Raw genomic sequence first — 11,630 nt, forward strand, 5'->3', positions numbered from 1 at the left:
TAAAACAAATCTGCTGTTTGAGGCACTATAGGCAGTGATATGCTGACATATTACTTTCAACATTAAATTTATCACAATGTTTCATGCCGCTTTTTACACAACTTTATTCCCTTGTTTAAATTAAAATTCCTTTTGTTGTAATGAGCAGCGCGCTGTTTATTATTATCTGATTTTTCTGCTATAATTAGCCTCTACGGGGAGGTGGATACATTACTGCATTCTGTTAAAAATATTACTCTCTTCCTGATACCGTCACTCATGGGGATTTTTGCGTTTATGCTCCCCTTCCCTTTGCACGGAAAGATCAACACTCTAATCGGACATACAAAAGAATCCCTTCTTATACGGTTCAATGACGACCTTGGAATAATTATCGTTATGCTCTGCTTTTTCATCGTCACTCTGAACGTTATAGCTGTGTCCCTGCGCCCGCAATGGATATTAAGCAACCCGCTTTTCAGCGAAAACCTGCTTCACGGCCCACTTTCGTTTACATCTCGTTTCTGCAGCCTGCCGATTGCCATGCTCGTAGTCTGGGGCACACCGGAAATGTTTGGCGTCTTTATAAAGTATGCGGAGATTACTGTCATAAACCTTGCGCCGCGGCTTTTTATACTGACGCTTGTCATCTCGATAACAGCCCCGCTGCTTCTCGATTTTGGCTTCGTCCAGTTCGTCGCTGTCTATGCGAGCCCTGTGATGAGGCCTCTGTTTAAAGTACCGGGACGCACGGCAGTAGATTGTATCGCCTCGTGTATAGGGAGCAGCTCTATATCAGTTATCATCAGTGCAAAAATGCATCATAGCGGCTATTACACAGACAGAGAGGCTGCCATAATGGTCACCTGCTTCTCTGTGACTGGTATATATAATATTTACGCAGTCACTGAACTGCTCGGCATGAGCTATGCATTTACACAAGTGCTCTTCTCCGTTTATTTGACGATATTTCTTCTTGCTGCCATCCTCCCAAGACTGTGGCCTCTGAAAAATATACCAGACTCTTATCACAATGGCATGGACAACTACAACCCTCCGCAGGGAGATTCCCGTCACGGCCACACATTGTTTGAATGGGCTCTTATCCGCGGGATCAGCAAGGCAAGACACATGAATGCCAAAATATATCTGCATGAATCTCTCTCTATTGCAATACCGCTGATCTTCGGCACGATTCCGCTGATGATAACCTTTGGCACATTACTCATTGTAATAGCTGAATTGACACCGGTTATGAAAATAATTGCGGCACCTCTCTCATGGATACTTACATCAGCCGGCATTGCAGAAGCAGTGGTGATAGGGAACTCTGCAGTATTCGCCTTCATAGACCAGTACCTGGCCGTTGCCTACGCACAGGAGCTCGTTACTGAAACTGCAAGATTCCTCTGTATCTGCCTCACAATAGTTGGCCTAATCAACTTAACCGAGATAGGAATACATATCTGGCATTCAACGATGCAGATTCATTTCTGGCAATTGGCTGTCATTTATGTTATGAGGGTCGTACTCTCCCTATTTATACTGATCCCTGTCACATACGTCTTTTTCCCTTAGTGCCGGCTCTTCCTAATATTTCGAGCATGAAATAGACTGAATACCTTTGTAATTATGTTTTGCTGTTATAATTGTTCAGGAATGGTTAACGTGTTTTTACAGCTGATACGATAAACAATGCTTATTAAGTCGCCCCATTAAGAGCATTGTTTTATGTTTTTTGACTTATAGTTGTTTTATATGCGATCATGAAAACACAGGGAGGAAATGACAAGTGGATCTGTTCACACAAATTTTAGAAAACATTACATGGCAGAACATGGTGATGATGGGGGTGGGAGCACTCCTTATATATCTGGCGATCGAAAAGAATTTCGAGCCGAACCTGCTTCTGCCGATGGGCTTCGGCACCCTTCTGGTCAACCTGCCTCTTTCATCCGCACTTGACCAGGTCGCAGGCACCAAGGTCGTCGAAGGAGCATTGTCAATGCTGTTCCGCATGGGGATAGCCACAGAGATACTGCCTCTGCTGATACTTATAGGAATAGGTGCGATGTGTGACTTCGGACCGCTGCTTGCAAACCCAAAGGTATTCCTTTTCGGGCTGACGGCACAGGCTGGAATATTCCTTACTATGGGGCTTGCGCTGCTGATCGGATTTAACGTTTATGAGGCAGCTTCGATCGGCATCATCGGTGCCGCCGATGGCCCGACTTCCATTTATGTTTCAACACGTTTTGCACCTCATTTATTGGGACCGATATCCGTGGCGGCATATACATACATGGCCCTTGTACCGCTCATACAGCCTCCCGTTATAATGGCGCTCACTACGAAGAAGGAACGCATGATGAAGATGCCGCCCCCGACCAAAATCGTGACAAGAAGAGCGCGTTTTCTCTTCCCGATAGCGGTAACTCTTGTCGGCGGCATCATAGCTCCAGCTTCTGTTTCGTTGCTCGGGTTCGTCATGTTCGGCAATCTGCTGCGCGAGAGCGGCGTCACGGAGAGACTCTCACAGGCAGCACAGAACGAACTGGCAAATATCGTCACTATACTGCTGGGCTTCTCCATTGCCGCTACGATGACCGGCGATAAGTTCGTCAACGTGAAAACCCTGATAATCATATGTATGGGGCTGGTTGCATTCGTACTGGACACTGCGGGTGGAGTATTGACGGCAAAGCTGCTCAACCTGGTACTGCCTGAGGGGAAAAAGATCAATCCCATGGTCGGCGCAGCCGGCATCTCCGCTTTCCCGATGTCCGCCAGGACTATCCAGAAGATGGGGCAGAAGGCGGACCCATCAAACCACCTGCTGATGCACGCAGTTGGAGCCAACGTCGCAGGGCAGATCGGCTCCGTACTCGCAGGAGGGCTGCTTCTGGCATATCTGGGAGGCTAGGCCCAGAAACCGGGACTAAAAAATATCTTTTCTGACACAATTTACAATGATCAAATCTGACGCCTTTGGCTCACGGGTGCTCCCCGTAGTCCAAAGGCGATTTTTTGCCGCTCAGTCCTGCGATATCATACAATTATCGGACAGCGCTCTCCATGCAGATAGTGTACAATATATCAGTTCGATAAGAGGTGATATTATGCCGCTGTGGGGTTTCATTCTGAGCTTTGCGACCGCAACTTTATGGGCGGCCTCGCCGATTATGGTGGGGCGCGGGTTTGCCTTGTCAAAGTGCACATCCAATGAGATCAATCCCATACGATCGATCTCGTTCTTCTTCGCATCATTGATTATCGCTCTGATATATACAGGTGGGCACATAACTGTAGTCACTTCTGCAAAAGCACTGTTTTTAATAATGGGCAACGTCCTCTTCGGGTATATCATAGGAGATATCCTCTATTTCATAGCAATCAGGGAAATCGGGATAGGACTCGCAGTGCCTGTCTCGAATTCATATCCTATACTGGTGACGCTTACTTCATGGCTGCTGCTCGGCGAACCTGTGACGATAACTGTGCTTTTTGGCGTAACAGTCGTAGTCGGCGGACTCTTTTTCCTGCGCTTCGGCGGCAGGAAGCAGGAACCGGCGCCTGATATATCAGTTGGCAAATTAGGAATGTCGCGGCTCATGAGGGGCTTCCTTCTGGCGATCTGCGCCGGGGGAGCCTGGGCACTCGGCGCTCCGCTGACAAAGCTTGCAATGATAGAATCAGGGTTAGGTGCGGTCGAGATCACTTTTTACCGTGCGGCTGCTCTTGTCCTGCTTGCCTGGGGCTATCGTTTTGCACTGCATATATTCTCGCCCAAATCTATCATGCCTCTTAAAGATGTGCCAAAGGCAGGCTGGATATACTTCCTTAGCGCGGCGGTCATTGGTCTGTGCTTGGGTTCTATTATGTATTCATCATGCATAAGGGTCATGCCTGTGGCTATCGTAACAGCGATAACTTCCACAAGCCCTTTTATGGCGGCCCTCTTCGCACATTTTGTGCTCAAGGAGCGCCTCCGCCCTCTCCAGTGGTGCGGAGTGATCCTGATAATCGCAGGCTCCGTAACAGTGAGCCTCTAAAGGGCCATCATGAACTTCACTATCCCGCATGCCTTACGTGCGCTTCGCAGCAGAAACTACCGCATATTTTTCACAGCCCAGACAATATCGCTGACCGGACTGTGGATGCACCGCGTCGCAATGGGATGGCTTATTTACCGGCTCACGGGATCAAACAGCGCTCTCGGTATAATGGATTTCGCCGCATCTATTCCTATATTTTTTTTCACTGCTTTTGCAGGCGCGCTCATCGAACGCTGGGATCTGCGCAGGACCCTTTTTTTCTGCCAGGCGGGATGCATGATCATCGCCATGATACTTGCCTTTCTCACGTTCACCGACCTTGTTACGTTCCATATAGTAGTCTTTATGAGCTTCATGCTTGGCCTGATAGATTCGTTTGAACTCCCCTGCCGCTATTCGCTCGTATCCTATATGGTCGACCGAAAGGAGGACGTCTCAAACGCAGTCGCATTGAACTCAGCTGTTTTCAACGCGGCGCGGCTTGTCGGCCCTACCATCGGAGGCTTTGTTATTCACGCCGTCGGAGAGAGCGTCTGTTTTCTTATCAATGGGTTTGCATATTCTACAACGATGATAGCTGTAAAGATGATGAAGATGAAACGTCCTCCTATAGGCAGGACCGGAGGTAAAAACACCCCTATAGCCGACACTCTCGAGGGATTGAGGATCGTGAATGATTTCGCGCCAAGCCGTTATTTATTGATCCTGATCGCGATAACGGGTTTTTTTTCGTTTCCCAGCATCGTCCTCATGCCTGCGATGGCAAAGAGCGTCCTTGGAGGTACTTCTATGACCCTCGGCCTGCTGCTTATGGGAGTGGCAATAGGCGCGCTTGCCGGTTCGCTTCTTCTGGCGTCTCTCAAATCAACCGCAAAACTCGCATGGCTGTGTACGAGAATGTGCATCGGTTTCGGCCTCTCCGTGCTTTTGTTTTCTTTGTCCCGCAATATATTCTTTGGAATTATACTCGCGGCTCCGGTTGGATTCTGCATGGTCACAAGTACAATAGCATGCAACACACTTATCCAGTCAATGTTTCCGGACGAAAGCAGAAGCCGCGTCATGGCACTGTATACTTTTGCTATAATCGGGATCCCTCCGTTTGGCAGCCTGCTTTCCGGTAAAATCGGCGACCTGCTGGGTACTGACTGGTCGCTTTTCATCTGCGGCACGTGCTGTTCAGTAATAGCTTTTTACTTTATGAAAAAGATTGACAGGCTGGATAACAGCATACAGATCGCGCTGAAAAATCAGGGGGTCGTTTAATGATCGATAGCATGGAAACTTACACAAACAGACAGATACTTACAGCAGATATGATGCTCGTCCTAGTTGCCTTCATATGGGGCGCAGGGATACCTATGAGCGCTCTGCTGGCTCGCGAGATAACGCCGCTATGGGCTGTCGCATTGCGAATGTTGCTCAGTTCATTCTTCCTGATAATCATGTTCCCCAAAAAAATAATCTCTGCGACGAAAAAGGACTGGGTAACGTCGTCCCTTCTCACTGCCGTGCTTACAGGCACATTCATCTCACTTACGTTTGGTCTGTTTTACAGCACGGCAAGCAAACAGGCCTTTATCGGAGGACTGAACGTCATTATGGTTCCGCTCCTGGTATGGGCAATTTATAAAAAGAAGCCCAGCAGCTGGATATTCGCCGGTGCAGTCGTAACAACGACAGGGCTTCTCGTAATGGGCTTCACCCCGGGCATGGGATTCAACTTTGGAGACTTTCTCTCTTTCATCATGGCTATTTTTTACGCATTACAGGTACTCGCAGCAGGCTTCTGCGCAAGACGCGTCGAACCTATCCGACTCGTGGCTCTTCACATAATAATGCTCGCTCTTGTGATGACAGCAATAGCGCTCATTTTCGAACCGATACCCGACATAGCATCATTCTCCGTGAAAATATGGACAACACTGCTCTTTGTATCACTCGGCAACACTATACTCTGCTTCATTATCCAGCTGAAAGCACAGCGCATCACACATGAGACACATGTCGCCGTTATCTTCTCGCTTGAAGGATTCTTCGGCTACCTTGTAGCTGTCATAAGCGGGCAGGATCCGTTCCATCTCCAGGGTGCATTCGGCGGTCTGCTGATAATCGCAGGGATGATAATAACTGAGATGGAGGGATTCATTAAAACCAGATACAGCAACAAATGACATCATAAGTTTCACGATCAGTCAGCGATTATTACATATGATACTGATTGCCGACATACCTCGTCGGGTCCAGGGCTGATTCCATATGCCTTATCATAGTGATGAAATCAAATACAGGCAGGCCCGTATGTTCGTGGACAGCGGCGGCAAACGGGGGGAGATCGCTGCACTCAAGCTCTATAGCAGCAACTTCTGGGTGATCCTTAAGCATCTGGTCACAGACTTCAAGAATTTCTTTTTCTATTACATCCGTGTCCATGGTGCCCTTTTCCTCAAGTACGGATGAGCGGAACTCATACTTGTCCTCCATGCCGTAAAGAACAATCGGGATGTCTGCCGTGATACCGACGTTACGCAGATGCTGCTCTGTCATTACGGAGGCGTTGGCGGAAATTATTCCGACTTTCTGTCCCCTTTTCAGCGTGCGTGCGATGAACGGGACCTGAAGCATACTTGACATAAAGACAGGGATATCTACCGCATCGGCTATCTCCTGCTGGAAGAGCGCCATGAAACCGCATGCTCCCGTGATGGCGCGTACCCCTTCTGCTTCCAGCTTGCGAGCTCCGTCCAGAAACGGTTCAAGGAGTGAAGGGTCACATTGATTGAGCAGCCTTTCTATAGATGCGCCTCTGACCTCATGGTAGCGCACCGGAAATGGGTAGGTGGTCGCATTGCCTACGTTTCCGGGTACACACGGGTATGCCGCGTCAAGGATAAGTATCCCTATCGGCTCCCCATCCCATGAACGTGTCCTGTTTTTGATCTTGTAAAATGGCATAAAAACCCCTCCCAATAAATTATAAATAACGCTAAATAAAATAGCAGTTTATGCAACGTATTGTCAAGGTACAGTCCAAATTACATAATTATTTCAGCAGATTTAAAAATAAGTGGTATCGCTTATTACATCGTGTCATTTATCTTATAGAATCACATAATATATTACTAACTCAAACTTTCCCACCTCTTGCTGCTAGTGGATCCAAAACCTCTGTTTTTCGTCTTCTCTGTATGTTATTCAGCGGAGAACCAGTGGCTCTAAAATATTGAAGTTCCTGGATCCCCGCTCAAAAGCATGCGGGAAAGACGGTGGGAAAGTTGAGTTACTAAATTTTAAGCGATATGAGGTGACAGCGATGAAAAAGAAATATGTCGTATTTCTGATAATGGTCATTGCCCTGCTCGGCTTTGCCGCAGCAGTTCCCGCTCTTGAGAACAACGCAAAGGCGAAAAATTTTACGCTCATGGATCTCGATGGCAAATCCGTCTCCCTTGATAATTACAAGGGAAAGGTCGTAGTCCTTAATTTCTGGGCATCGTGGTGTCCGCCGTGCAAAGCCGAAATGCCTGAATTCAACGATATGGACAAAGAATTCAAGAAGTCCGGCGAAGTTGTGCTGCTGGCGGTCAACATGACGGACGGCAGACGGGAGACAAAGAAAACTGCGACAGGATTTATTAAGGAGAATAAGTATGGCATGAAGGTCCTGTTTGATGAAAAAGGTACGGCAGCAGGGATTTACTCAATTCAGTACCTTCCTACGACCTATGTCATCGACGCAAAAGGCTTCGTACGCGGACAGATAATAGGCGGAACGACAAAAGAAGCCGTAATGAAGCTAGTGCGGGAGGCACAATAAACTTGACGGCGGATATCCCCTTTCTCTTTCTGGAGGGGCTGCTTGCTTTCATATCACCCTGTATGCTCCCCATGCTGCCGATATACCTTATGTACCTTGCGGCAGAGACAGAGAACGGACGCCGCGCAAGCATTGTCAACACTATAGGCTTTGTCTGCGGCTTCACTCTGATATTTATGGCACTCGGAGCTACGGCTACCGCAATAGGTTCCTTGATGAGCGCACACAGGTTCCTGCTCCAGAGGCTGAGCGGCCTTGTAATATTTATATTCGGGCTGCACTTTCTCGGTGTTTTTACGATAGATTTCCTTGATATTGAAAAAAAACTCGACATCAAGGTCCAGCGCAGGGGATTCTTCGGCGCGATACTGTTCGGCTCCGCTTTCTCTCTGGGCTGGACCCCATGTCTTGGTCCATTCCTCGGATCAGCATTAATGCTTGCCGGCAATGGCAAAACTATGTTCCAAGGTATTTTCTATCTCTTCGTTTTCTCCATGGGGCTGGGCATTCCTTACGTTGTTGCTGCGATCTTCTTTACAAACATCAAAGGAGTTTTCCAATGGCTCAAAAAACATGGAAAACAAATAAAGTTTATCTCGGGCATAATACTCGTCATCGCAGGCCTGCTTATAATGTCTGATTCATTCGGCTATTGGGCCTCTCTTTTTGATTGAGACTAAGGAGAGGAATTTTTCCACTTCGTCCGCCTGCATCTGCTGTATTTGAGCTGATTGCAAATCATAAGGGCAGGACCTGACGATCAAGCCGGTCCTGCCCTTATGGAGTTTTATCAGGTATGAAAAATTATAACTCGCAGTTTTTGGATGCTTCCGAACAACCCCTGCCAAGCAGTATCAAGCTTATTCCGCTGAAAATAAGGTCAATTCCTAAAATTATCCCAATTATCGAGGCTCCGGTAAAAAAGTTTTTCCACATCATGAACGCCAGGACTATACCAAGTATACCTGAGATAAGGATCCAGACTGAGCCTCTGATCTGACGAAGTCTGAAATATTCGATCACCTTCGTTATCCCGTCAACCATAAAGTAGGCCGAAAGCAGGATACTCAGCGTCATTACTCCGGCCAGAGGATGAAGCAGGAATATCAGTCCGGCAGCAAATGATATAACTGCCATGAACAACTGCTGCCATGGATTATCACCGTCCCGAAAACATCTGAACGCGCTCCAGCCCTCGCCTATACCGACAGCAAGAAGCAGCCAGCCCACAAGCGCTTCGACCGCAAAGGAAGCAAGCAACGGCATCGAGAGCGAAAAGAAACCAATTACCAGCATAATTGCACCGGTCCAGTAAAATCTTTTCTTGCTTTTTACAAGGTCATCCCTTGAAATTTTCCTCATAAACATAGACATTCCCTCCCTTCATCTTTTAAAACGTTCGGATATTTTTTTAATTTGGAATACAATCCAAGGTATAGTTGCGGCAACTGCCACAAACGGAAGTATAAGCAGTCAGGGCGGACAAAATCCGGGTCTCTTTCTGAATCTCATTGAAAACGCCCCCCTTTTGTATTATATGTTCATATCATAAGTCATGCGGTACAGTGACGGGACAGTAATATCAATGAAACCAAAATTTATAAATGTACCGTGGTTATAAAACCTGACTCGGCATACCGTATCGTAGCATCGCTGTAGTTTGACCTAAACATATTTTCCATCAGGATAGCTGCGCGGCCGCTCTTCCCCTTTAAGGACCCGCAGCGCACCCATTGCCAGAGCCGCAAGTTCATCTTCTCCGGGGACGATCTCTATAGGGGCAAGGAATTTTATTTTTTTCAGCAGCATTTCCATGAGACGTTCCGAATGTGCCATGCCTCCGGTGATGATTATCGCATCAATGTCGCCATCCAGCACAGTACAGAACTCCCCGATACCTTTGGCCACCTGATAGACAAACGCTTCAAGTACTATCTCCGCTTTTTTGTCGGTCTCGGCCATTTTAAATATCTCACGCAGGTCACGTGTCCCCAGATATGCGACAAACCCCCAGCCAGAGAGGAGTTTCTTCTTAAGTTCATCTTCTGTATAGCGACCGCTGAAGCAGAGGTCGATAACCCCTTCGACAGGAAGTCCGCCGGCACGCTCCGGTGAAAAGGGCCCTTCAGCCTTAGCTCCGCTGACATCTATAATACGTCCGTTACAGTGCACTCCCAGAGTCACCCCGGTACCAAGGTGAGCAACTACAAAACGGCAGTCCTCATATTTCTTACCGAGCTTAGCCGCGACCTTGCGCGCCACCGCTTTATGGTTCAGCGCATGGACAAGGCTTGTGCGCTCCATCTCAGGCGCACCTGATATCCTGGCCACGTCAGAGAGTTCATCTACCGAAACAGGGTCGACTATGTACGCCGGACAACCGGACAACCTGGCGAATTTACGGGCAAGAAGCGCCCCAAGGTTCGACGCGTGTTCGCCGCGCGGGGCTTTTTTGAGATAGCTCACCATGCTGTCTCCGACGACGTATGTACCACTCGGGACCGGTGCGATTAGCCCTCCGCGTCCTACTACGGCGTCAAACCTGCCATCCGTAAAACCGGCTGCGCCAAGTGCCTCCGAAATAAGTTCAAACCGTCGGTCAAGCTGATCAAGAACAGATGGGAAGGAGGCGCGCTCCTTGTCACTTAACGGGATGTTCTTTTCAAAGATAAGCTCCTCGTCATTGAAACAGGCTATTTTCGTAGATGTGGAGCCCGGGTTTATCGAAAGTATGCTGAACATGATCTATTTCATCCCTCCAGAGATTATGCAAGAGACTGCCATACTGAGAAACTTCGTCTCAGCAGGATCCGAGCGTGATACAAGTATGATCGGGACCATAGCGCCAAGCACTATGCCGGCCATATCAGCGTGGCAGTAGTGTACGAGCGTTTTGCAGTGGACGTTGCCGCATTCGATGTTCGGTACGATCGTAAGATCCACTTTTCCTGCTATCTCACTCCTTATGCCCTTGTGTTCCGCGGCCTTTTTCGATGCAACTACATCTATGGCCATAGGGCCCTCGACTGTGCATGTGCACGGAAGGTCGTCAAACTCACCGTTACGCCAAGCTTCAACGAGCCCCGCCGCATCTACTGTCGCAGGAACGTGCGGATCTACTTTCTCATTGGCGGCAAGGCATGCAACATTTACATGCTCGTAACCAAGAGCGTGGATAGCCTCAAGCGCATTGCGCAGTATCTGTTTTTTCTGTTCAAGGTTCGGTGCTACATTGAAGCCTCCATCCGAGCAGAATGAAAGATGGTTCTCTCCTGGAATCTCCATGATTGCAAGATGACTCAAAAGGCGTCCTGTCCTCAGCCCGGATTCCTTGTTGAGCACCTCGTGAAGAAAGTCCGAAGTGTTAACAAGGCCTTTTAGCAGAACATCGCCACTCCCTTCGCGAACGCACCTCACCGCTTTTGCCGCCGCTTCCGCCGGCGTGGCCGCATGGATGACATCAACCTTATCCTCAATCCCATCTTTTTTTACTGCCGGAACGATGACGTTTTCATCGCCGACAAGCGTCGCATGCCCAAGGCCGCGCACCACTGCGAGACGAACGGCTTCAACGCTTTCGCTGTCTGCCGCTGCCACCACGATTCTGCTGCCGGCAAGACAGCCGCAACTGTCCATGATTTCTATGAATCTTTTATACATACCATATACCCCCCTACCCTATAAAATAATATGCTGAGCTGAGATGACCGTTTCATATCTCATTAAATCAACAAAAAAGGAGAACCTCTTCCATAGGAAAAACGGAGAAACTTTCATTA

Annotated in this window: 11 protein-coding genes; 7 read left to right on the plus strand and 4 right to left on the minus strand. The window is 48.2% G+C overall.

From position 1 onward, the window contains the following. The first annotated feature begins 201 nt into the window (after positions 1–201). The 5 genes from LLF78_05870 to LLF78_05890 all read left to right on the plus strand — a co-directional run bounded on the left by LLF78_05870 (position 202) and on the right by LLF78_05890 (position 6,208). Positions 202–1,557 carry a hypothetical protein gene (locus tag LLF78_05870; GenBank protein MCE5202019.1) on the plus strand — a complete coding sequence of 452 codons (1,356 nt, stop codon included), beginning with the start codon at positions 202–204 and terminating at the stop codon, positions 1,555–1,557. A 259-nt stretch (positions 1,558–1,816) separates the two neighbouring features. Further along, a complete protein-coding gene (locus LLF78_05875) occupies positions 1,817–2,902 on the plus strand; it encodes a sodium ion-translocating decarboxylase subunit beta (protein ID MCE5202020.1) in 1,086 nt (361 codons plus the stop codon). A gap of 196 nt (positions 2,903–3,098) precedes the next feature. After that, positions 3,099–4,031, plus strand: coding sequence for a DMT family transporter (locus tag LLF78_05880; protein ID MCE5202021.1), 933 nt, complete (start codon positions 3,099–3,101; stop codon positions 4,029–4,031). 9 nt (positions 4,032–4,040) lie between these two features. Then, the gene (locus tag LLF78_05885) at positions 4,041–5,300 is read left to right on the plus strand and encodes an MFS transporter (GenBank protein ID MCE5202022.1); all 1,260 of its coding nucleotides are present in this window, start codon (positions 4,041–4,043) and stop codon (positions 5,298–5,300) included. Continuing rightward, a complete protein-coding gene (locus LLF78_05890; GenBank protein MCE5202023.1) occupies positions 5,300–6,208 on the plus strand; it encodes a DMT family transporter in 909 nt (302 codons plus the stop codon). Before LLF78_05885 ends, LLF78_05890 begins: the two co-directional genes overlap by 1 nt. Positions 6,209–6,239: 31 nt before the next feature. Here LLF78_05890 and LLF78_05895 read toward each other — a convergent pair whose 3' ends face one another. After that, entirely contained in the window at positions 6,240–6,989 is a 750-nt protein-coding gene (locus LLF78_05895; protein ID MCE5202024.1) for an aspartate/glutamate racemase family protein, read from the minus strand. A 358-nt stretch (positions 6,990–7,347) separates the two neighbouring features. On the opposite strand from LLF78_05895, the gene LLF78_05900 reads away from it, so the two are divergent. Next, on the plus strand, positions 7,348–7,851 hold the full coding sequence (locus tag LLF78_05900) for a TlpA family protein disulfide reductase (GenBank protein ID MCE5202025.1): 504 nt from the start codon (positions 7,348–7,350) through the stop codon (positions 7,849–7,851). A gap of 2 nt (positions 7,852–7,853) precedes the next feature. Continuing rightward, entirely contained in the window at positions 7,854–8,525 is a 672-nt protein-coding gene (locus LLF78_05905; protein ID MCE5202026.1) for a cytochrome c biogenesis CcdA family protein, read from the plus strand. A gap of 130 nt (positions 8,526–8,655) precedes the next feature. Here LLF78_05905 and LLF78_05910 read toward each other — a convergent pair whose 3' ends face one another. The 3 genes from LLF78_05910 to LLF78_05920 all read right to left on the minus strand — a co-directional run bounded on the left by LLF78_05910 (position 8,656) and on the right by LLF78_05920 (position 11,511). Next, complete coding sequence (locus tag LLF78_05910) at positions 8,656–9,219, minus strand: DUF308 domain-containing protein (GenBank protein ID MCE5202027.1); 564 nt, start codon at positions 9,217–9,219, stop codon at positions 8,656–8,658. Positions 9,220–9,516: 297 nt separating this feature from the next. Beyond that, the gene (gene buk, locus LLF78_05915) at positions 9,517–10,593 is read right to left on the minus strand and encodes a butyrate kinase (GenBank protein MCE5202028.1); all 1,077 of its coding nucleotides are present in this window, start codon (positions 10,591–10,593) and stop codon (positions 9,517–9,519) included. Positions 10,594–10,596: 3 nt separating this feature from the next. Continuing rightward, positions 10,597–11,511 carry a phosphate butyryltransferase gene (locus LLF78_05920; protein ID MCE5202029.1) on the minus strand — a complete coding sequence of 305 codons (915 nt, stop codon included), beginning with the start codon at positions 11,509–11,511 and terminating at the stop codon, positions 10,597–10,599. Positions 11,512–11,630 lie beyond the last annotated feature (119 nt).

This window comes from Synergistaceae bacterium (assembly GCA_021372895.1).
GTDB lineage: Bacteria > Synergistota > Synergistia > Synergistales > Synergistaceae > JAJFTP01.

Excerpts from the sequence above, each read along its gene's own strand:
- LLF78_05875 (MCE5202020.1), top strand. The coding sequence starts at position 1,817 with ATGGTGATGATGGGGGTGGGAGCACTCCTTATATATCTGGCGATCGAA.
- LLF78_05880 (MCE5202021.1), top strand. The coding sequence starts at position 3,099 with ATGCCGCTGTGGGGTTTCATTCTGAGCTTTGCGACCGCAACTTTATGG.
- LLF78_05885 (MCE5202022.1), top strand. The coding sequence starts at position 4,041 with ATGAACTTCACTATCCCGCATGCCTTACGTGCGCTTCGCAGCAGAAAC.
- LLF78_05890 (MCE5202023.1), top strand. The coding sequence starts at position 5,300 with ATGATCGATAGCATGGAAACTTACACAAACAGACAGATACTTACAGCA.
- LLF78_05895 (MCE5202024.1), bottom strand. The coding sequence starts at position 6,989 with ATGCCATTTTACAAGATCAAAAACAGGACACGTTCATGGGATGGGGAG.
- LLF78_05900 (MCE5202025.1), top strand. The coding sequence starts at position 7,348 with ATGAAAAAGAAATATGTCGTATTTCTGATAATGGTCATTGCCCTGCTC.
- LLF78_05910 (MCE5202027.1), bottom strand. The coding sequence starts at position 9,219 with ATGTTTATGAGGAAAATTTCAAGGGATGACCTTGTAAAAAGCAAGAAA.
- buk (MCE5202028.1), bottom strand. The coding sequence starts at position 10,593 with ATGTTCAGCATACTTTCGATAAACCCGGGCTCCACATCTACGAAAATA.
- LLF78_05920 (MCE5202029.1), bottom strand. The coding sequence starts at position 11,511 with ATGTATAAAAGATTCATAGAAATCATGGACAGTTGCGGCTGTCTTGCC.